Genomic DNA, 21209 nt, shown 5'->3' with positions numbered 1-21209 from the left:
CTTACCCGCAATCTTGTTTGCAGTTTCCCGGCTAGCCGCTGCTCTTAGCAACGAAGGAAGCGACGCGCTTGGCGGTTTCAGGGCGGAGCATCAGCATCCCAATTCCATCGATTTCGGCTGCGACGCCAGCGGGATTCAGCGCTCCCGCAAGGCGGATGCAGCCTTTCGCCGTCCGAAGAGCCTCCGGCGACAACTTGGCGATCCGCTCCACGATCCCGCCGACGGCATCGCTGAATCCAGCCGAGGGCCGCGCCCATTGGACAAGCCCGAGGCGCTCCGCATCGAGGCCGCTGACGACCTCGCCCGTGAGGATCAGCCGCGATGCGATCCCTGATCCGCACAAAGCCGTCAGCCGCTGTGTTCCGCCGGCGCCTGGGATCAAGCCGACATTGACTTCGGGGAGCCCCAGCTTGGCCTCATGGGCGGCTATCCGCAGATCGCAGGCGAGCGCAAGCTCCAGCCCTCCTCCAAGCGCATGCCCTTCGATCTCTGCGAACGTGACCATCGGCAGGGCCGCGAGCCGGTCGAAAACCGCATGGAAGCGGCGAACGCTCGCCGTCATGGCGGCCCTGCCTTCTTCCGTTCCAAACCTGTCCGCGATCATTCGCAGATCGGCGCCGGCACAGAAAACCTTCTGATTGCTACGGATCCGTAGAATGGCAAGCCGATCATTTCCCTCGAGCTCCGCCAATGCAGCCTCAAGCGCATCGGTGAGGACGTCGTCAATGGCATTCACCGGCGCTCGAGAGAGGGTCAGTACGGCAGTCGAGCCTTCGACCACGAGGTGAAGGGGTTTCGTCAGATCGATCGGCTGGTTGTTCATGTCACATCATCTTCAAGCAAGGGTCTGGAACGTCGGACCAGTCTCAGGATTCAAGGGATTGAAAGATCGTCGCCTCGTTGCGCCTTCAATTCATGATCTGTCTCTCACGGATGAAGCGTCATCATGATGCGACCTCAGCCAAGACCTGGGGAATGGTTTGGGCACGCCTGAATCCAAATCCGGTGGAGGCCTCGACCGCATCAAGCGCTTGGTTCAGAGAGGCGGCGTTCTGCCGCGAGGCCCAAAATAGCGGGCCTCCACGCGCTGGCGGAAATCCGTAACCATGCACAAGCACGACATCGATATCCGAGGCGCGTTGCGCGATGCGTTCCTCGATCACGAGCACGGCCTCGTTCACCATGGCGGCAAGAACGCGCCTTTGAATCTCATCTGCATCGATAGACCGGCGTTCAATTCCACGAGCCGCTGAAGCCTGTTCAATCAAGGCACGCACAACGGGATCGGGTTCACGACGCTTCTCTGTCCCGGAGTAGCGATACCAACCCATGCTGGTCTTCTGGCCAAAGCGTCCCTGCTCGCACAGCATATCCGCGATGGGCACATAGCGCTCTCGGGGGTCGCGAGAGGACGCAAGACGCTTTCGCCTGCTCCAGGAGATGTCAAGACCCGCGAGATCCGCAACTGCGAAAGGACCCATGGCAAAACCGAAGGTCTCCAAAGCCTTGTCGATTTCCTCCGGCAGAGCGCCCTCTTCGAGCATGATCTCGCACTGGCGGCGATAGGCCGAAAAGATCCGGTTTCCGATGAAACCGTCGCAAACGCCCGCAACGACAGGGAGCTTTCCGAGCTTGCGGGCCAACGCCAGGCCCGTTGCGAGGGCCTCATCCGACGTCTCCCGCCCTCGCGCGATTTCGAGCAGACGCATAACATGAGCCGGACTGAAGAAATGCAGCCCGAGCACACGCCCAGGATTCGTGGTTGCAGCAGCAATCGCATCGATGTCGAGATAGGATGTATTGGTTGCAAGAACCGCCTGCGGTGAGACAATCTGGTCGAGACGCCTGAACAAATCGAGTTTTACTTCAAGAACCTCAAATGCGGCCTCGATGACGAGGTCCACGTCCCCGAGCATCGTCATGCTGGTGGTCGGGATGAGTTGCTTCCTCTGGCTTTCTGCGGTTTCGGCAGAAGCCCGCCCCGATTTCACGGCACGGCTGAGGATCTCATCGATCCGGCTGATCCCCTTCTCGAGCGCCTCCGTGCTTTGCTCGACCAGGACAACGGAGAACCCCGCATTGATGAGAGCTACGGCAATGCCAGACCCCATGGTTCCAGCGCCGACGACGCCTGCCTTTCCGACAGGCAGAGGAGAGGCATCCAAGCCTGCAACCCGGGGGGCTTCGCGCTCGGCAAAGAACAGATAGCGCAGGGCCGCAGCTTCTTCTCCACCCCTTAGCTTGGCGAAGGCCGAGCGTTCCGCCGCGAGACCTTCATCGAACCCGAGATGCATCGCGCTCGCCACCACATCCACGGCAGTTCTCGCGGCTTCGGTGGCGATGCGCCTGTTCTTCAGAACGGCAGCGCGTGCTTCATCGATCCCGGCCTGATCCGAAACGATAGGGAGAGACGAGACAGGCCGCTTCATCCCCCTCCTCTTTTGGAGTTGGAGGATGCATGCGTCTACCGTTGAGCCTTGTAGAACCTCATCGATCAAGCCGATTTCCAGCGCCTCGGGAATCTTGATGATGCGGCCAGTGGCAATCAGCTCAATCGAGCGAGCGACACCCACCAGCCTCGGCAACCTTTGCGTTCCGCCAGCCCCCGGAATCAGTCCGAGTTTCACTTCAGGAAACCCGAGAACGGAACCGGCTGTTGCAATGCGCCAATCGCACGCCAAAGCCAGCTCAAGCCCACCACCGAGGGCTTGCCCTTCGATTCCCGCAGCGATTGGCTTGCTGCACCGGCCCAGGGCCTCGACGACATCCGGAAGCGTCGGTGCGACAGGCGGCTTGCCGAACTCACGGATATCGGCGCCGGCAACGAACCGGCCGCCGCGTCCTGTGAGCACGATGCCGGCGACGGAAGCATCGGCCTCAGCCTCCTGAAGCGCATCGAGCAATTGTCTGCGCACATGCGCGGACATGGCGTTTACCGGCGGATGATCAATCTCAATGATGGCAATGTCGCTCTGTCGCCGAAGGACGACCGTCCGAGGTTGAGCATCGTTGAGAGTGTAGGATGCAGTCACCGGTTTCATGCCCTTCAATGCTGTTCAATCTCGATGGCCACCTTGCCGAATTGCTCGCCCGCCTCGAGCCTGGACAGGGCGGCATGCATTTGGTCGAGTGGGTAGAGGGAATCGATGATTGGCTTCACTGTGCCTTGCTTGCAGAAGGCAATGAGATCTCGAAACTCGGAGAAGTTTCCCGCCGTCGAGCCGAAAATCTGCAATTGTCGAATGAAGAGACGACGCAGATCCGCCGACGGGTTGTCGCCAGTCGTTGCCCCGCAGGTGGCGAGGCGCCCTCCCCGCACGAGAGAGCGCATAGCAGCAGGCCACACGGCCTCGCCCACATTCTCGATGACCACATCTACGCCGCGCCCACCTGTCAGCTCCAACGCCATGCGGGCGATGTCCTGAGTGCGGCCGTTGATCGTACCGTCTGCGCCCATCGCACGAGCGCGCTGCAGCTTGGCATCGTCGCGCGATGTCACGATAGCCTTTGCCCCAATCGCTTTGACGAGCTGCAGTGCGGCCAGCGAAACGCCTCCGCCAATGCCGAAGATCAGAACCGTCTCCCAGGGCTTCACCTGAGTCTTGGTGAATATCATGCGCCAGGCGGTGAGATAGTTGACTCCAAGAGACGCAGCCTCGGCGAAGCTGAAAGCCTCAGGCATGGGAAAGACGTTATCTGCCGGAACGCTGACCAGTTCCGCTATGGTTCCATCCCGGTGCTCGCCAAGATACTTGATCTCGACGCAGAGCACCTGCTCTCCTCGCTGGCAGAACTCGCATCGGCCGCAAACCACTCCAGGATGGAGCACGACGCGATCCCCGACCTTGATCCTTCTCTCGTCGGCACCCACCTCCTCGACAACGCCTGCGCCATCGAGTCCCATGATCTGCGGCAGGGTATGGGTGATCCCAGCACCGCTGTCGCGCATATAGAGATCGACGCGATTGAGCGTCGCAGCTTTCACCCGGACCAGGATTTCGCCCGGCGCTCGGATCGGCTCAGGTCGCTGGCCGATCTGGACCACCTCGTTGCCGCCGTGACCCGTAATGAAAGCTGCCCGCATGACCGCTACTCTCCCTTCGACCCCGAGGATTTTATATAGCGGCGGAAATTCGGCTTCCGTTTCTCGCGGAAAGCGATGCCGCCCTCCTTCGATTCATCCGTATCGTAGTAAAGGCTCAGCGCCTGCATTCCCAGGCTCGCAATGCCACGGATGCTTTCCGTGTCCGCGTTGAAGGAGCGCTTGGCGAGCGACAGCGCAGTCGGGCTGCGCTCGAGAAGTTCCGCGCACCAGCGATCCACTTCGGCATCGAGCTCCGCATGCGGGACGACCGTGTTGACAAGGCCCATTTGCCGGGCCTCTTCTGCCGTATAACGGCGGCACATGTACCAGATCTCGCGTGCCTTCTTTTCGCCGACGACGCGGGCGAGATAGGCGGTCCCGAAGCCGGGATCGACGGAGCCGACTTTAGGGCCCACTTGGCCGAACTGCGCCCGGTCGGACGCGATCGTCAGGTCGCATACGGTTGCCAGCACGTTGCCGCCGCCGATGGCGAAGCCGTCGACCCGAGCGATCACAGGCTTGGGGACATCGCGGATGAGGCCCTGCAATTCTTCGACAGGCAGACCTATCGTGCCGCGCCCATCATACTGACCGTCATGCGCCGTCTGGTCACCGCCCGTGCAGAAAGCCTTCTCGCCGGCTCCGGTCAGAACAATCACGCCGATGGAGCGATCCCACCCGGCTCTCTGAAACGCGTCGATCAGCTCATCGACAGTCTGGCCGCGGAACGCGTTGTAACGATCGGGCCGGTTGATCGTGATCCGCGCGACCCCTTCCGGGCGCACTTCATAGAGAATGTCTTCGTACTGGCTCATTGCCTTCTCCGTTGCAGCTCCTCCTGCCTCATACGGCTCCCCAAGAACCCTCAATGAAGCACGGAAGCTCTCATTTTCGTTCGAACGCTCTTCTCTGCCCTGCGGCATCGGGTTCCTGACACATGTCAGCCAGACATGGTCAGACCGCCGGAGACGCTGAGAACCTGGCCCGTCACGAACGCTGCCTGATCGCTCGCAAAGAAGGCGATGGCTCCAGGCAGATCGTTCGGCGTACCGATCCGGCCTAGCGGAATGGAGCGCCTGAAGGCCTCCATGAGCTTCTCGGGATTGCTTGCGCCCTTCGTATATTCGGCGAAAAGATTGGTGTCGGTCGGACCTGGGCAAACCACATTGAAGGTGATGCCGTCGCGTGCGTGCTCACGCGCCAGGGTTTTCGAGAATGAGACGAGCGCGCCTTTGCAGGCTGCATAAACCGCTTCGCCCGTCGATCCTACGCGGGCCGCATCGGACGCGATGTTGATGACGCGCCCATATTTACGCTCCGCCATGAGAGGAATGACGGCATGGTGCATGTGGAGCGCGCCGACGAGATTAATGGCGATCAGCTTCTCCCATTCCTCAGGCGAGGTCTGGAGAAAGGGCCGGAAGATGTCCCAGCCCGCATTGTTGACGAGCACGGAAATGGGGCCCAAGGCCTTCTCAGTCTCGGCCACGGCACGGTCGATCTGCGTCCGGTCGGTGATATCGCACGAAAAGGCCTTTGCGAGACCGCCTTCTGCTTTGATGGCTGAAACGGTTCTTTCGGCAGCCTCCAGATCGCGGTCGTAAACAGCTACCTGAGCCCCGCAAGACGCGAAATAGCGCGAAGTCGCCGAGCCTATTCCCCCTCCGCCGCCTGTGATGATAATGGTCTTTTCCTGAAAGTCGCGCACCGTGACCTCACTGGCTATATGAAGATATGACAACACTATGATATATTCGGATTTATGGCAACCCATTGATGTATTATTGAAGGCCTCCTCATGAGCAAAGCCAAGCCTGCTGTAGCGACCGGTGAAATATTGGAGGATCCTGCCTTCGAGGTTGCCAACCGCGTGTTCTTCCGCCTGTATCAATGCTCGAACCTGATGCATAAGAACGGCACACGCTTCATGGCCGATTACGGCAGCACCACCCAGCAATGGGCTGTGCTGGGAGCGTTGGCGCGCCCGCGGGTACGCACCCAAGGCATGTCGGTGAAAGACCTTATCGAGTTTCTGCTTCTCAGCCGCCAGAATCTCACCGCCGTGCTTGACCGCCTCGAGGCTAGAGGCTGGGTAGAGCGCGTGAAAGATCCGGAGGATGGGCGTAGCCGCCTCATCAGGCTGACCGCCAAGGGAGAGAAAACCTGGGCCCAGATGCTGAATACGATCAGGGCGTTCTACGAGGCTGCGCTCGATGGCTTCAGCCTCGAGGATCAGATTCTTCTCTATCGCCTGCTCGACCGCATGAAAGACAAGTTGAGCACCGTGTAACCGCCGCGCAGCAAAAAGCCGCGCGGCGAACTTCCGATCGGCTTAGAGGCGCTTGGCCTCTTCCCGCAGCTTGAACTTCTGGATCTTGCCGCTCGGAGTACGCGGCAGTTCCTGAACGATTTCCAAACGCTCTGGAATGTACTGCACCGCCATCTTGTGTTCCTTGAGGAAGGACGTCATTTCCTCGAAGTCGAGTGTCGCTCCTTCCTTCAAGGTGACATAGGCGCAAGCGCGCTCCCCGAGACGGCTGTCAGGATAGCCGACGATGGCAACGCCCGAGATGTTGGGATGCTTGAAAAGAATGCCCTCGATCTCGACGACGGGGATGTTCTCGCCGCCGCGGATGATGATGTCCTTCGAACGGCCGGCGATACGGATATAGCCATCCTCATCCATGCGCGCGATGTCGCCGGTGTCGAACCAGCCCTCTGAATCGGTATTGTCCAGCTCCGGGCGCTTCAGGTAGCCGACGAAATTGGAGCAGCCACGCACCTGAAGCTGCCCCTCAGCGCCACTCGGCAGGGACTTGCCATCGGCATCGACGATGCGCACCTCCATGCCCGGAAGCGCCTTGCCGTCGGTGCTCGTCGTCTTCTCTTCGGGATCTTCCGGCCTCGTCGTGGTGACGGCACCGTTCTCCGACATTCCCCAGGCGGAAATGATGGCCGCCCCAAGCGCTTGCCGCGCCTTTGTCACGAGTGCTCGTGGAATGGGCGCACCTGCGGAGACGAATACCTGCAGTGTGGGCGTAGCGGTGCCGGTCCGCTCCACATACTCGGTGAGGTCGTTCAGGAAAGGCGTTGCCCCCATGGTGAAGGTCGCGCCCTCCCGCGTGATCTGCTCCGCCATCGTCTGGGCGACGAAAATATCCTGAAGCACGGCGGTTGCACCCAGCATGACCGGGAGTACGAGGCCATACATGAAACCGAGCTGGTGAGCCATCGGCGACGGCATATGGATGACGTCGCTCTCGCCCAGATGCAGCCGTTCGGCAAAGGGCACGAGATTGGACAGCATCGTGTTGGACGTGTGCATGACACCCTTCGGCTCGCCTGTGGTGCCGCTGGTGTAAAGCAACTGGATCACGTCGTCAGGCGAGAGCTTGCGCTCGCGTAGGCGCTTGCGTCCGTCTTCGCCAGCCTTTGGTTTCAGCAATGTATCGAAAGATTGCTCGCCTTCGCCATTGATGACGAATACGTGCTTGAGAGATGGCAGCTGTGCCTGGACGTTGGCCGCCATGGCGGCATAATCGAAGTTTCTGAATTTCGCAGGTACGACGAGCACCTTCGTCTCTGCAAGACCGAGCATGAAATTCAATTCACGCTCGCGGAAGATCACCATCAGGGGGTTGCTGATCGCACCGAGCTTGAGGCAGGCCAGATGCAGAACCGTGAACTCCCACCAGTTGGGCAGCTGAAACGAGACCACATCACCATGACCGACGCCGCGCTCATCGAGGCTGAGAGCGACGAGATCGGAGAGCCGGTCAAGCTCCTCATAGGTCAGCCGGTATTCCTGCCCCTGTTCCGACTGAGTGGCTATGATGGCGGTTTTGCCGGGCGTTCGGCTCACGACGCGGGCCAGGTGTTCCAGAAGTGTTTCGTCCCGCCAATGGCCGCTTTCCGTCATGGCGGCCCGGCGCCTGTGCAGAGAATCCAGTTCCAGTTTCATGGTGTTTCCTCCTCGAGATGTCGGGCGTCTGTCGCGCCCGTTCAATTCAGGTTGCGAGCGATTTCAGCGTCTCGCGAGCGATGATGAGCTTCATGATCTGGGCCGTGCCGTCACCGATCTGCAGGCCGAGCACATCGCGCAGGCGCTGTTCGAACGGCAGTTCGGTGCTGTAGCCGGCATGGCCATGCATCAGCAGGCATTTATGAACGACCTCGAAAGCAAGCTGCGGCGCCCACCACTTGCACATGGCAGCTTCACGGGTATGCGGCACGCCGGCATCCTTGGCGGCAAGCGTCCGATAGCAGAGCAGGCGCGCCGCCTCGACATGGGTCTCGCACTCCGCGAGCGGAAAGGTGACCCCTTGATTGTCGGACAAAGGTTTGCCGAATGCCTTTCGCTCGGACACGTATTTCCAGGTCTCGGCCAAGCACACGCGGGCCACTGAGAGGCATTGTAGGCCGATGAGTGCGCGACTGAAGTCGAAGCCCTGCATGACCTGCACGAAGCCCTTGCCCTCACCGCCGAGCAGGCGCGATGCCGGCACCCGCACATTGTCGAAGAATATCGAGCCACGTCCGATGGCATGCTCACCGAGATCGTCGAACCGCGTGCGGCTGATTCCGGATGCATCGAGATCCACCAGAAACGCCGAAACGCCGTATGCGCGCTCCGCCTCGGTGCCGGTACGGGCAAAGACTACCGCATATTCGGATTGGTCCGCCATGGAGATGGAGGTCTTCTCCCCATTGAGGATGTAAGAATCGCCATCACGCGTTGCCTTCAATCGCAGCGACGCCGCATCGGACCCGCCCTGCGGCTCGGTCAGGGCCAGTGCGATGATCTTCTCGCCGCTGCACACACCTGGCAGAATCTCTGCCGCAAGTTCCGGCGAGGCATGACGTGCAACGATGGTGCCGCACAAGGATGCAAGCAGCTGAATATAGGCAACGTTGAAGTCACCTTCAGCAATGCTCTCGATCACAACGCCGCTTGTGACGTGATCCACGGCCAAACCGCCGTACTCGGCGGGCATCTCGACCCCGATTAGCCCGAGCTCACCCATCTGCCTGCGCAGCGACATCGGCACGCGACCCTCGGCTTCGATCTGTCGAGAGGCAGGGGCAAGCACGTTCTGCGCGAAGCGTAAAGCCGTCTCGCGGAAGCTCCTCTGTTCCGACGTAAGGCCGAACATCGAAGCAGTGTCCATAGGTTGGAAGGAAGCATTCATCGGTTTCAACTCACATTGGCGGCGCGAACAGTGTCACGCCCGATCTTGAGGCGTTGGATCTCCGACGTCCCTTCGTAAATCCGGTAGAGACGGACGTCGCGGTAGTGTCTTTCAGCGGCATAGTCTGAGACGTAGCCCGATCCGCCGTGGATCTGCACATTCCTGTCAGCAACACGGCCGACCATCTCGGACGCAAACAGCTTGCAGCAGGAAGCCTCAGTGCCGATCTCGGCGCCTGCATCCTTGGCGCGGGCGGTTTCCAAGACCATGCAGCGGGCGGCATAGGCTTCCGTTCGAGAATCCGCGATCATCGCCTGCACGAGCTGGAAGTCGGCGATGGGAGAGCCGAACTGTCGACGGCCTGCCGCATAAGCGACCATTTCATCGAGAATGCGTTCAGCAAAGCCGACACAAGCCGCAGCAATGCCCAGGCGTCCGCGATCAAGAACCTTCATGGCCGTGCGGAAACCCTGTCCTTCCACTCCGCCGATCAAGTTGGCGACGGGAACGGGACATTCCTCGAAAATCACGTCGGCAACGTGTGATCCCTGCTGCCCCATCTTATGCTCGGGCTTGCCGATTGACAGGCCAGGACTGCCAGCCTGAACAATGAAGGCCGACACGCCCGATGCTCCCGGCTTCGCGGAATCGGTCCGGGCCATGACGGTAAACAATCCGGCGCGGGGAGCATTGGTGATAAAGCGCTTCGTGCCGTTGAGATAATAAACGTCACCCTCACGCCGGGCTGTGGTCCGCACGGATGCGGCATCCGATCCGACTTCTGGCTCCGTCAGCGCGAAAGAGGCGATCACCTCTCCAGAGGCGATCGAAGGCAAGAAGGATTGTTTCTGTTCCTCCGTCCCATCGATGACGATTCCTTGAGACCCAATTCCGACATTGGTTGCGATCAGCGAACGGAAGGCAGGTGACGCGCGCCCGAGTTCGAGCATCACAGAAACCTCTTCCTCCAGCGAAAGTCCTAGCCCACCATAAGCCTCAGGCACTGAGAGACCGAAAAGACCAAGCTCTCTCATCTCCTCGATCAACTCATCGGGGATGGCGTCGGCCTTCGATACTTTCGCCTCCTGAGGGATCAGCCGCTCATCGACGAAACGGCGCACAGAGGAGGTTAGAGACTGCAAAAGCGATTTATCTAAAGGCATCTTCGTTTCTCCAATGAGGAGATTATCGGCCTTCAATTAAATGTCAATGCATTGTCATATCGCGGCTTGCGCCAAGAGCCGAGCAAGGCTTCCTAATTATGAACTTGGCATCAATTAACTTAGCTTTTCCATGGACCAAAAGTCCATTTCAATGGATAACAGGCCCAAGCTAGCAGAATATAAAATATCTTTTGATTTATTTAAGATAATTTCTCTATACTTGAATAATTATTCTGTAAAACTACCCAGAGTATATTACGAGGTTACTATTTTTCCTGATACAATCCTTTATTTATCAGCATCAGTGCAAGCGTATCCCATACACCCGCTCGCTGCTCATTCGCCATGTACTAGCCAGCCCCGCAGCCAGCTTACGAACGGAGTATATGTGCTGTTAGCGCCGAACGCCCCGGGCAGGTCTGGCGGTCATCACATTATCGTGGCAAACCGATCCGGATGAAGAGTTGCATCGGGAAAGACGACGATGGTCAAGAGAATTGGATCTAAAGCCTGGCGGGTGCACGTGACGAACGATGGGGAGATCGTCGTCCTTGGCATCCGCACTGAGACCGGCAAGGAATATGAAGTCCTCTTCAGCGTGATCGATTCCACTCCGATCCTGACAGACCTGCTCGGCGACATGGTGCGCACCCACAAGGACAAGCCGCCCAGGACCTTCTCCAGGGATGCCGGCCCCAACCACAGCAAGAGCGTGCCGGTGCAGCCTCTGAGCACAAAGATTCACCGTGATGGTGAAGGCTCTGTTCTGGCACTCGATTTCGGCGGAACGGTTTTGAAGGTGCGGATTGATCCCGCTCAACTTCAACAGTCTTTATCAGAGCTGACAACGTAAGGCCTGCATTCGTCACATCTGTGCCGGCAGCGATCGTCAAGCGTTGAGCCATTTCATGGCGCTCCACCTGGCTCAACCCTTCTCAGCTGGATGATGCCGCGGCGTCGATCTGCTGCCGGATCCGCTGGATGTAAAGCTCATGATAGGTTTCGAGGCCGAAGGCTTTCCCCAGCTCTCGACAGAGAAGGATCATTTCAAGGGCATGCGCCCATTCCCGGCTTCGATAGGCAGAAAGCATGGCGCGGTTCCGTTCCTTCAATTCGATGAAGTCAGGATTTCCGGCCATTTCAGCATCGCCGAGAAGCGTGAAGATCCGCTCCAGATCCCGCTTTCCTCTAACCTGGAGATGGTCGATTTCGAGGACAGCGAACTGAACCTGCACCGCTTGAGCGGTCGTCTCGCCTATGATGATGGGGAACCCGTATTCCTTGGTCAGACCTTCCAGCCGCGATGCCAGATTGACCGTGTCGCCTAGAACCGAATAATTGAAATGGAGGTCTGAGCCGAAGTTTCCGACAACGCAAAGTCCGGTATTCAGGCCGATCCCGATATTGAGCGGAGGAGCTTCTCGACCTTCTTCGGCTTCCTGCCGGCGCTGCACATTGAGTGCCTTCAAGCTCTCCAGCATGGCAAAGGCCGCTTTGCAGGCATTGATCTCATGGATAGGATCTGGAAGCGGCGCATTCCAGAATGCCATGATCGCATCGCCCATGTATTTGTCGATGGTCCCGCGATGATTCATAATATCGTGGGTAAGCGGCGTGAACAGCCGGTTGATGAGAGCCGTGAGGCCTTGCGGATCGCCCTTGTAGAGTTCCGAGATCGACGTGAAGCCTCGAACATCCGAGAAGAGCACGGTCAACTCACGCTGCTCTCCCCCGAGCTTCAGTTTATCCGGCGACTGCGCCAGCTGCTCGACGAGATCGGGGGAAAGATACTGACTGAAGGCGGATCTGATCCGAAAGCGATCTGCGGAAACGGTCACATAATTCGTGAAAACGAGAAGAGCATAGACCAAGAAGCTCGAAATCAGCGGGAAGGTGAAATCGATCAGCACTCCGAGAACTTCAAAGCAATACCAGGACAGGCCTAATGTCACGGCAGCAGGAACCGCCCCGAGAACGAGGAGTGAGCCGGCGCTCATCTTCGGAGCTTGGACCATCAGGAGAATGCTGAGCAGAGCGCTGAGCCCAAGCTCGACGATGGCCGTATAGCTTGGGCGGCTCAATGTCGATCTCATGAGAGCGTTCTCCAGAACCTGAGCGTGCAGCTCCATTCCTGGCAGCGCCGGATCAACAGGCGTTACTTTGAGGTCGAGAAGTCCTGCCGCGGAGGATCCGATCAACACCATCTTGCCAGCGAGCCTTTGGCTGGGCACTTGGTTCTGCAGGAGGTCAATCGCAGATATATACCGGCCCACTTTAGGCGCCGAGTAGTGAACCCACACCCGGCCTTTGCCGTCTGTTGGAATTTCGAAGTCGCTCACTCCAACGCTTCGGATGCCGCTCGCATCTGATTTGACGAGAATGGTATCTGATCCGGTCGAAACCCGAAGCATCTCGAGCGAGAGCGAAGGAACGAGGGTTCCGTTTGCGACCGCCATGACAGGAACGCGGCGAGAAACCCCATCGCGGTCGGAAGAAATCGAAAACATGCCATGCCCGCTCGCGGCCTCGTCGAGAATGGGAATGTTCTGCAAGAGATGAGGAAAGTCGACGAGGAAGAGACGTGGGTCTGGGCCTAAGCTCGCGATCCCTGTTTGAACCGGAGGCGGCACATTCGGCATAGCGCCTGAGACACGATACCCGGATTGCCCCAGAACCACCTTTGCCGCCTTGATCGCATCAGCGAAGGCGGCGTCATTCCCGGGCATGCGCTGAAGGCTTTCCCTTGTAGCGTCATCGAGCCCTTGAAACGTCTGAGCAAAGACCTCGGGCGAACTACGATCCGGCTCGGGGAAGAGCACATCGAACCCAATGACTCCTCCGCCCTCTTCAACGATCTTTTCAATGATTTCAGCCATGATCGTTCGCGGCCATGGCCACTGGCCAAGTGCCCTCAGGCTCTGCTCGTCGATATCGATGATCGCGACAAGATCGTGACGTTCCTGGCGCGGATGCAGGAGTTGGTAAATGTCGAGCGCCTTGAGACGAATGACTTCGACCGGCCCCGGGTCCCAGACCCGTAGCCCCAGCAGACTTGTCAGAAGTATGATACCGACGACACGTCCGGCTCCAAAGCGGCGCAACCTGTTCAGGAAAGAGGCCATGGCTGCGGGCCTTTGAAGTCGGGTTGTCCTGCAAGGCTCCACGTCATTGCTTCAGTAGTCACCTTCCTTTCCTGCGGAACCGGTCGATGACCGTGCAGATGGAAGAGGGGTGAGGGCCCAAGCATGCATCCTCACAGGATAAGATCGGTCGAGCGGGGCAGCGCTCCAGCGATCGTCAGATCGGCGGTCAGCACCTCCCCACTCTCGAACCTGACGACCGCTTGCACCTCGTTTGCATCTCCGACAAGTCGTCTCAGACCATCGACCGATGTGCTCAGGGTCCATCCGTTTCCGACCTCAATGAGATCTTCCCGTCCGATCCCAGCAATCTCCATGCCGTTCAGGAAGAGATCGACATCGGCGACCTTCCCGCCCTGCAGCGGAGACCCGACATCCGAAGCACCGACTTCTTCAGGCGACATCACCAGGGACGCCCCATCCGTATTGTCAATTCCATTCAAGATTCCGAGCGCATTCTCCCCGGCGCCACTGAATCCGAGCGCGGAAATTGTTGCGTTGTACCGATCGTTCAACTCGGCAAGCTCCGGTCCGAAATTCCCCTGGCCTCTGCCGTCCGAGAGAAAATACAGGATATTCTTCTCGCCTCCCTGATCCAGGTTTTGGAGCTGTTCGTTAGCTGCACGCAACGCATCTGCGAAATCAGTCCCTCCACTTGCATCAAGATTTCTGAGATAGTTGCCGATGGCATCGTCCCCTGTCTGGCCGAGGCTGAAAGTCTCTGCGCTCACGCCGTTACCGCTGGAGGATCCGGAATCCGTTGGATCTGCGCTTCCATTGAAAGGGATGATCGTTACTGAGACGTCCTCAGGAAAGAAACCGAGCCCTCTTACCTTCTCAGTCAGGGCCATCAGGGTGGCGATTTCTGCGTCGAGGATCGTATTGAAACGGCCATCTGCGTTCAGATCACCGACCGGATCACCCTCGTATCTGTCGGAAGTGCTGACTGACACATCAATCAAATAGAGAATATTCATCTGAGGCTGCAGAACCGATCCAAGCGATATGGTCAGTTCAAGGTCTGCACTTGAGGCTGTTGTCGCTGTCGGCGTCTCAATCGTAAGCGAAGCCGATTGTCCATTAAAATCGAGGATGTCTGCATCTGAGGCGGCTTGATCTGGCGACGAGAACGCCCCCTCGCCATTGACCTGCAGGGTTACGGTTGCCGTATCACTCCCCCCTTTGCCGTCGGAAATCGTATAGGCGAAAGAGACCGTCGCAGTTTCGCCACGGCTTAGCGCACCAAAATCATCTCCCGGATCGAAGACGAGGTTTCCTTTATCATCGAGGCTGAGCGAACCCTCAAAGGGAGATGTCCAACTGACCACTCGCACAGCATCGCCATCGATATCGCGGTCATTGGGAAGCACCGCAAGCGTCGTCCGCCCGTTTTCCTCAAGGCCTGCAATGCGGTCATTGCCTGCAATGGGAGCATCGTTCCTGCCATTGATGACCCAAGTGACAGAAGCCGGCACGACAGACCCGTCACTGAATGCCAACCGGTACTCGACTGTCACGCTCTCCGTCTCACCCGCCCCCAGGTGCTGATAGGCAGGATGCGTGGGGTCCAGTGAGAAACTTCGCGAACTGCCAAGGTACCTCACGCCAGGTGGCAATGCTGCAGGCACGAGCACAAGTGGTGGCGCCTCATTACTTGCTGCAGTGGATAATGCGCCAAGCCTCGCGACCGGCCCGTCCTCGATAGCCGTCCCCCGGATCGGCGCAGGCGCGGAGATAGGTACTGCAATGGTCAGGCTAGGAATCTCAACACGCTCCAAAGCGAAAGGGACAAAGGCCAGCTGCCTCTGATCAAACGCGTCGATGGACCGAGGCAAGCTCGCAGGAACGATGGGCGCGTCCTCTGGATCGCTGCTGCCTCTTCTTTGACTTGGCTCGGAGAAGAATTGGAACAGATCTCTGACAAAGCTGCTTTCGGTTCGAATTTCGTCGTTGGTCTTTGCAATCTGACTGATCAACGGATCGGCGCCTGCCACCGGGGTAAGGAGAGTGGCGACGCGGGCATCCGACATGGACGCTATGATCCGGGATGGATTGTTCTTGTCCAGAAGGACGATTGAACCGACACGCCCGTCAGGCTCGGTGAGGAGCGAAAAACGCGTCGTGCCGCTGATCGCAGTGATCTCCGTTTGGACCGCCGTACCTCGGATCGCCAAGGTGGCGACGGGCGTGTCGACCTTGAGATCGCCCGTCTTGGCCACCTGCCCTGCAACGAACCCGATCAGCCCTTGTATCAGGGTGAATAATGCCGAGTTCGCGTTCGAACTCGCCGAATAGACCATGTCGTTCAGGACCATTCGGGCGCTGGAGGACAGGTTGAAAACCGTTCCGTCATTGAGTTTGATCGTCAATGACGAGGACGAGCCGGTTTGAACGACATCACCCTTGGCAACCGTATCGCCGAGCCGAAGATCGATCGGAATGCCGTTTCGCAGGACGGTGACAGATCCTGACACTTTCTCGACGCGTCCGATCGGAACCAGGCCCGGCGCAGCACCGGTCACTTGCGCATATCGACCTGGAGGATCGGGGCCTGCCAGGATCTCAATGGTTTCCCCTTTGAGCCCGGCTCCTTCGGGCGTTACAATATTGGCCCTTCTTTCACCTCTGAAATAACCCATGATGACGGATGTCGTTTCAGGGCCCTCAAGGAGGAGATCCGAGCCTGATCTCCTGAAATCGGCGGTAAACAGGAGGTCGTTGTCGGGAAACAGAATGGATGAATCCGGCTCACCACTTTGGCCCGCCGCTTTGTCAGCGTCGATCTGGATGTCAAGAACACGGGTGCCGTCACCGGATTGATACACAGCGAAAACCCTTGCATTTGAAGGATCATACGCTTTTTACAGTCCTATTCCCACGAGAATGTAATCTCATGGATTGAGACGAGGTTTTCGGCTGTCTCGAATTCGCTCACTCCCCGTCGAACAGCCCTCTCGATGACCGATTTTATATTACTACTCTCGGCCTTTTGGCATGGAGAAGCGTTTCAGGGCGCGCCTTTCATGGCGGTATCCGCCTGTCCCGTTTCTTCCTTGTCCTTCCGGATGATGCTGATCCGCCCATCACCCTCGATATACGCCAGCTTAACCTCCGAGCAGTGCTCGACGCCCTGCTGGCGCAGCTGACTGGTAAGTTCCTCGGTCGTGATCATCTCTTGGCGCATGTTGCGAAAAATCATCTCGCCGTTCTTGATCAAAAGGAGCGGTGGAGGCCTTGTCAGGCGCTGAAGCGCGGGAAAGCGATATCCGATCCAATCGATTGCGTAGTTCCAGAAGACAATTGTCAGAATCAGAATTGTGCCTTCAGTGATGGATTTGTACTCGCTCGCCATCGCGTTTTGGGCGGCGTCGGCGATAAGGACGATCACAAGTAAGTCGGCTATGCCGATGACTCCGGATTGCCGCTTGAGCAGGAAACGCAGAATAAGGAACAGCAAGATATAAGTGAACGTCCCACGAATGATGATCTCATGGATTGGATGCGTTGGTACGAAAATTTCCTGCCAGTCGATCATCGTCGAAGCCTCCTCATGGGGCACTAGGCGCAAGCCGGAAGAATGAAGGCAGAGATTCCATGCCAAAGAATGATAACGAGCGATAAGCCATTGATGAGGGTTGCGACATGATTCATGAAACTGTCCGCCCCTGAGACGGGCTGCTCCCCTTTCCGCCGATGGTTCCTGAAGGACCAGACGGCAGCGAGGAGCGTCGCAGAAAACGTAACAAGTGTCGCTGAGACGATGGTCATCGGGACAATCTCGAATCCGAGGAAAGCCGCATCTGCCCACCCGCGACCGCACAGGGTCGACGTCACTGCGTAGATGATCGTGAATTGAACTGCCCACGCAATGAGGCCGGCCACCATAAGGAGAACCTGTCCCGTGCGTCTCCCGCTCATCAGATCCCTCCCGTCAACCGCGGGAAACAATGGACTACGATAAGAGCGACCAAGCCTTGTCCTACCGTGTAGTACCAGAACAGCATGGTGTTATCGAAGGTCGTCCGCCGCACGCTGTCGAGCCGTCTTGCGAGCCAGCGGGCGATTGTGTAGGCCCCCATGATGAGCGTCGTCAGGACAAAGAATATCTGCAGAGACATGATGGCGTAAACTGCTGCACCATAGGCGTGAGCGGAGGGGCTTAGATCCGTCCCCCACTGTGCCCAAAGATCGATGGCTGACCCACCGCATAAGAACAGAAGCGCCACCCCGATCAAAATTGGAACAGAGATTGGGCTCCGGCGATCTTCACCGCGGAGTTGCCGGCTCGCGGCAGCGATCAGGACAGCGCTGCCGCAATAAAGAAATGCCGCGAGAGAGGGCCACGTCCATTCGGGAATTCGGACGTTTTGCGGTGGCCATGCCCCCGGATTCACGAGCCAGAGGAAGAGATAGGAGAAGATCAGGCAGGTGAAGACCATACCGGCGACGACCATGAGAACGATCATGGCCCACCAGGAATGGTTCGCTGGCCCGGTGACATAGACAGGCACGACGATGCCACCGCCGATATCGGCGGGCGGGCGAACGGGCCCTGGATCGGTTTCCCAAAGCCACCAGATCACGCATCCGACAGCGATCACGCCGCAGACGACTGATGTAAGAACGAACTTCACCGTCAGCAACAGGAAGAAGGCAGCCGTGAAGACTGCGGCGAGCACCGGTTGCCAGCCAGGACCTGGGACCTGCAGGATATATTGAGGCCGTGCATCGAAGGGGCTCGTCACCAAGGCCTCCCGCCCGCCGGTCGCCGTTCCAGGCAGATAATACCGCCCCTCTTCCACATCCTTCGACAGATTGGGCTGATCCCAAAGCGGATCTCTACTGACAACTTCGGGTATGCTGCGGGTATTATAGTTTCCGTTCGGAAGCCATTCGAGCGTGCTGGCATTCCAGACGTTTCCGGCATTATCGTCCGAGGCGAACCGAAACTTGCGCGCCAAGTCGTAGATGAATATCGCAACGCCAGCGGCGATCATGAACGCACCGATGGTCGAAACGACGTTGAGCGTGTCCCATCCCATTCCGACCGGATAGGTATAAACGCGCCGGGGCATGCCGATAAGGCCGGTAATATGCATCGGCAGGAAGGTCACGTTCACCCCGAGGAACATGAGGCCGAAGACCCAGCGTCCCAGGCGTTCCGAAAGAGGGTACTTACTGGCTACCGGCATCCAGTAATAGAACGCAGCAAAGAGCGGGAACACCATGCCGCCGATGAGCACGTAGTGAAGATGCGCCACGACGAAATAACTGTCATGAGCCTGCCAATCGAAAGGCGCCATCGCCACCATCACGCCCGTGAGGCCGCCGAGTGTGAAGATGAAGAGGAAACCGATGATGAAGAGCGATGGCGTCGTCAGCTTCATGCGCCCGGACGCGATAGTCGCGATCCAGGCGAAAACCTGAATACCGCTCGGCACCGCAACCGCCGTGCTGGCAGCCGAGAAGAAGCTCAGGGACATCTTCGGCAGGCCCGTCGCGAACATGTGGTGAACCCACAACCCGAAGGACAGAAAGCCTGTGGCGACGAGAGCGAGTACGATGAGGCGGTACCCAACTAGCGGCGTCTGCGCCATCGTCGGCACGATCATGGAAACCATGCCGGTTGCAGGCAGAAAGATGATGTACACCTCCGGGTGGCCGAAGAACCAGAACAGGTGCTGCCACAACAGAGGATCTCCGCCTCTTTCCGCGATAAAGAACGGCCAGCCGAAAGCCCGTTCCATCTCGAGCAAAAGCGTCGCAAGAATGACCGCGGGAAAGCCGATGACGATCATGACGGCGAAAACGAGCATCGCCCATGAATAGATCGGCAGCTTGTCAAGGCTCATGCCGACGGCGCGTGTCTTCATCACGCCCACGATGATTTCGATGGCGCCCGCGATGGCCGAGATCTCGATGAAGCCGATGCCGAGCAGCCACCAATCGGCATTCTCTGCCGGCGAATACTTGCTGCCGGTGAGCGGCGGATACATGAACCAGCCGCCGTTCGGCGCCAGACCGAAGAAGATCGTCCCGAAGAATACCAGTCCGCCGACGAAATATGCCCAGAATGCGTATGCCGAAAGCCGTGGAAAGGGGAGGTCGCGGGCGGCCTGCATGTTCGGCAGCAGATAAACGCTGGCGGCCTCCACCGCTGGAACGGCGAAGAGGAACATCATCACCGTGCCATGCATGGTGAAGAGCTGGTTGTAGAGATCGTGCCCGACGAGATTGCTTTCCGGCAGCGCGAGTTGCGCGCGCATGATGAGCGCCAGAATGCCTGCCAGGATGAAGAACAGAAAAGCCGTTCCGATATACCACAGGCCGACATAGGTGTTGTTGACGGCCGTGATGAAGCTGAGGCCGCTCGGTGCCTTCCAGGCTTTTTGCAGAGCTTCGAACTCTCCCTCCGGCCGGGGTAGCGGATTGGGATAGTCAGGTTCGTTGCGCCCGAAGGAGCGAGGACTTTCGGGTGCGTTCATTTCAGGCTTTCCATGTATCCGGCCAGGGCGCGAAGGTCCTCACCGCTCAGGGATCCATAGGAGGGCATCCGCACACCCGGCTTGATATGCTGCGTGTTGGCGATCCATCCAGCAAGCGTACCGATATTGTTCGGGAACTGGCCTGCTCCGATCGTGCGACGGCTTCCCACATGAGTGAGGTCAGGCCCGAACTGCCCGCTGGCCTCTGTCCCTCGCACCGCATGGCAGGATCCGCATCCGCCGACACGGAATAGCTCTCGTCCGCGTGCAAGCAGGGGAATTTCGGGTTCTCGGGCAGGCTTTGCCTGTTCTGTCCGCCAGGCCTCGAAAGCCTCAGGTTCCAATGCAATGACATCGAAAGCCATGCGGGCATGCTGATCGCCGCAGAACTCCGCACAGACGCCGCGATAGACGCCCGGTCTCTCTGCCGTGAAGTTGATGCGATTGATGCGCCCCGGAATCATATCGATCTTGCCACCGAAATTCGGAATCCAGAAGCTATGGATCACATCGGCAGAGGTGACGGACACGGCGATGGAGCGCCCGACAGGGACGACGATCTCATTGGCTGTCGAAAACTCTGTCTGACGACCATCCGCAGGATAACGGACGCGCCACCAGTACTGCTCGCCGATCACCTCGATCGGGAGCGCACCCTCTTGCGGCACATCGGTGTCGCGCATGACGATGAGCCCGTAAGGGAGAAGCGCAGATAGGGTCACGATCGGAAAGGCCAGTCCGCCATAGACGATCGTTCCACGGGTGCCGAGCCATGCCCGCCGCTCGGGGGGAGCAAAGATCGCGTAGAGCAGAAGGCTCGTGACACCCAAGAAAATGAGGGTGCCTCCCACCGTCATGATGACGGTAAGCCAGTATATCCTCGAAGCATCGCCTCCGGCCGGATCGAGGGCCGATTGCACGCCACTGCACCCTATGAGGGAGAGCATACAGAAAAGGGCAGCCGCACGCTTCGCAAAGGTGCCAAGCCACCCATGAAGGGTATGCCATCTCGCTTCAAGGTTCATTTGCCCAACTTGGGTCTTATCTGTATCGAGTAACAAAGCTTGGCCGTGAGCTATGGTTCCCTCGAAACACCCTGCCCTCAATTTACAACTGGGTTGTCGGGCTCCTTTGGGCCCATGAACACG

The 21209-nt window shown here is 58.5% G+C and carries 16 protein-coding genes; 2 read left to right on the top strand and 14 right to left on the bottom strand.

The window, feature by feature from the left end; genetic code table 11:
* Nucleotides 1-31 precede the first annotated feature (31 nt).
* From BLP10_RS05855 to BLP10_RS05835, 5 genes are all read right to left on the bottom strand, one after another.
* Nucleotides 32-823 (bottom strand): enoyl-CoA hydratase/isomerase family protein, encoded by a 792-nt coding sequence (locus BLP10_RS05855; RefSeq protein WP_091131589.1) that lies wholly within the window; start codon nt 821-823, stop codon nt 32-34.
* 121 nt (nt 824-944) lie between these two features.
* Nucleotides 945-3041, bottom strand: a complete 2097-nt coding sequence (locus tag BLP10_RS05850) for a 3-hydroxyacyl-CoA dehydrogenase NAD-binding domain-containing protein (RefSeq protein ID WP_091132136.1) — start codon at nt 3039-3041, stop codon at nt 945-947.
* Nucleotides 3042-3046: 5 nt separating this feature from the next.
* The gene (locus tag BLP10_RS05845; protein ID WP_091131586.1) at nt 3047-4084 is read right to left on the bottom strand and encodes a zinc-binding dehydrogenase; all 1038 of its coding nucleotides are present in this window, start codon (nt 4082-4084) and stop codon (nt 3047-3049) included.
* A gap of 5 nt (nt 4085-4089) precedes the next feature.
* Nucleotides 4090-4899, bottom strand: coding sequence for a 2-ketocyclohexanecarboxyl-CoA hydrolase (badI, locus tag BLP10_RS05840; protein WP_091131583.1), 810 nt, complete (start codon nt 4897-4899; stop codon nt 4090-4092).
* A gap of 125 nt (nt 4900-5024) precedes the next feature.
* Nucleotides 5025-5792, bottom strand: a complete 768-nt coding sequence (locus BLP10_RS05835) for a glucose 1-dehydrogenase (RefSeq protein WP_091132133.1) — start codon at nt 5790-5792, stop codon at nt 5025-5027.
* Between the two features lie 90 nt (nt 5793-5882).
* Between BLP10_RS05835 and BLP10_RS05830 the strand changes: the two genes are divergently transcribed.
* Nucleotides 5883-6374, top strand: coding sequence for a MarR family winged helix-turn-helix transcriptional regulator (locus BLP10_RS05830; RefSeq protein WP_091131580.1), 492 nt, complete (start codon nt 5883-5885; stop codon nt 6372-6374).
* A gap of 42 nt (nt 6375-6416) precedes the next feature.
* Here BLP10_RS05830 and BLP10_RS05825 read toward each other — a convergent pair whose 3' ends face one another.
* From BLP10_RS05825 to BLP10_RS05815, 3 genes are read right to left on the bottom strand one after another with little or no spacing between them, the layout of a single operon-like run.
* On the bottom strand, nt 6417-8045 hold the full coding sequence (locus tag BLP10_RS05825) for a cyclohexanecarboxylate-CoA ligase (protein ID WP_091131577.1): 1629 nt from the start codon (nt 8043-8045) through the stop codon (nt 6417-6419).
* A 46-nt stretch (nt 8046-8091) separates the two neighbouring features.
* Complete coding sequence (gene aliB, locus BLP10_RS05820) at nt 8092-9237, bottom strand: cyclohexanecarboxyl-CoA dehydrogenase (RefSeq protein ID WP_244510408.1); 1146 nt, start codon at nt 9235-9237, stop codon at nt 8092-8094.
* 41 nt (nt 9238-9278) lie between these two features.
* Nucleotides 9279-10436, bottom strand: a complete 1158-nt coding sequence (locus BLP10_RS05815) for an acyl-CoA dehydrogenase family protein (RefSeq protein WP_091131570.1) — start codon at nt 10434-10436, stop codon at nt 9279-9281.
* Nucleotides 10437-10920: 484 nt separating this feature from the next.
* Between BLP10_RS05815 and BLP10_RS05810 the strand changes: the two genes are divergently transcribed.
* Nucleotides 10921-11289, top strand: coding sequence for a hypothetical protein (locus BLP10_RS05810; RefSeq protein ID WP_091131566.1), 369 nt, complete (start codon nt 10921-10923; stop codon nt 11287-11289).
* An 82-nt stretch (nt 11290-11371) separates the two neighbouring features.
* On the opposite strand, the gene BLP10_RS05805 is transcribed toward BLP10_RS05810, so the two are convergent.
* From BLP10_RS05805 to coxB, 6 genes are all read right to left on the bottom strand, one after another.
* Nucleotides 11372-13558: a CHASE2 domain-containing protein gene (locus tag BLP10_RS05805; protein ID WP_091131563.1), complete on the bottom strand. Its 2187-nt coding sequence runs from the start codon at nt 13556-13558 to the stop codon at nt 11372-11374.
* 131 nt (nt 13559-13689) lie between these two features.
* The gene (locus BLP10_RS05800) at nt 13690-16401 is read right to left on the bottom strand and encodes an Ig-like domain-containing protein (protein WP_091131559.1); all 2712 of its coding nucleotides are present in this window, start codon (nt 16399-16401) and stop codon (nt 13690-13692) included.
* A gap of 182 nt (nt 16402-16583) precedes the next feature.
* Nucleotides 16584-17111 carry a DUF421 domain-containing protein gene (locus tag BLP10_RS05795; RefSeq protein WP_091131556.1) on the bottom strand — a complete coding sequence of 176 codons (528 nt, stop codon included), beginning with the start codon at nt 17109-17111 and terminating at the stop codon, nt 16584-16586.
* A gap of 23 nt (nt 17112-17134) precedes the next feature.
* Nucleotides 17135-17494 (bottom strand): hypothetical protein, encoded by a 360-nt coding sequence (locus tag BLP10_RS05790; RefSeq protein ID WP_091131552.1) that lies wholly within the window; start codon nt 17492-17494, stop codon nt 17135-17137.
* On the bottom strand, nt 17494-20061 hold the full coding sequence (locus BLP10_RS05785; RefSeq protein WP_091131548.1) for a cytochrome c oxidase subunit I: 2568 nt from the start codon (nt 20059-20061) through the stop codon (nt 17494-17496). Before BLP10_RS05785 ends, BLP10_RS05790 begins: the two co-directional genes overlap by 1 nt.
* Nucleotides 20058-20981 (bottom strand): cytochrome c oxidase subunit II, encoded by a 924-nt coding sequence (gene coxB, locus BLP10_RS05780; RefSeq protein WP_244510407.1) that lies wholly within the window; start codon nt 20979-20981, stop codon nt 20058-20060. Before coxB ends, BLP10_RS05785 begins: the two co-directional genes overlap by 4 nt.
* Nucleotides 20982-21209 lie beyond the last annotated feature (228 nt).

The organism is Microvirga guangxiensis (assembly GCF_900102135.1).
Taxonomy (GTDB): domain Bacteria; phylum Pseudomonadota; class Alphaproteobacteria; order Rhizobiales; family Beijerinckiaceae; genus Microvirga; species Microvirga guangxiensis.
Note: the sequence above shows the minus strand (reverse complement) of the source record. Positions and strands in the feature narration are given on the sequence as shown.

Coding starts and splice junctions, on each gene's coding strand:
- BLP10_RS05845 (WP_091131586.1), bottom strand. CDS start 4,084: ATGCGGGCAGCTTTCATTACGGGTCACGGCGGCAACGAGGTGGTCCAG.
- BLP10_RS05785 (WP_091131548.1), bottom strand. CDS start 20,061: ATGAACGCACCCGAAAGTCCTCGCTCCTTCGGGCGCAACGAACCTGAC.
- BLP10_RS05795 (WP_091131556.1), bottom strand. CDS start 17,111: ATGATCGACTGGCAGGAAATTTTCGTACCAACGCATCCAATCCATGAG.
- BLP10_RS05805 (WP_091131563.1), bottom strand. CDS start 13,558: ATGGCCTCTTTCCTGAACAGGTTGCGCCGCTTTGGAGCCGGACGTGTC.
- aliB (WP_244510408.1), bottom strand. CDS start 9,237: ATGTTCGGCCTTACGTCGGAACAGAGGAGCTTCCGCGAGACGGCTTTA.
- BLP10_RS05790 (WP_091131552.1), bottom strand. CDS start 17,494: ATGAGCGGGAGACGCACGGGACAGGTTCTCCTTATGGTGGCCGGCCTC.
- BLP10_RS05825 (WP_091131577.1), bottom strand. CDS start 8,045: ATGAAACTGGAACTGGATTCTCTGCACAGGCGCCGGGCCGCCATGACG.
- BLP10_RS05850 (WP_091132136.1), bottom strand. CDS start 3,041: ATGAAACCGGTGACTGCATCCTACACTCTCAACGATGCTCAACCTCGG.
- BLP10_RS05830 (WP_091131580.1), top strand. CDS start 5,883: ATGAGCAAAGCCAAGCCTGCTGTAGCGACCGGTGAAATATTGGAGGAT.
- BLP10_RS05855 (WP_091131589.1), bottom strand. CDS start 823: ATGAACAACCAGCCGATCGATCTGACGAAACCCCTTCACCTCGTGGTC.
- badI (WP_091131583.1), bottom strand. CDS start 4,899: ATGAGCCAGTACGAAGACATTCTCTATGAAGTGCGCCCGGAAGGGGTC.
- BLP10_RS05815 (WP_091131570.1), bottom strand. CDS start 10,436: ATGCCTTTAGATAAATCGCTTTTGCAGTCTCTAACCTCCTCTGTGCGC.
- BLP10_RS05810 (WP_091131566.1), top strand. CDS start 10,921: ATGGTCAAGAGAATTGGATCTAAAGCCTGGCGGGTGCACGTGACGAAC.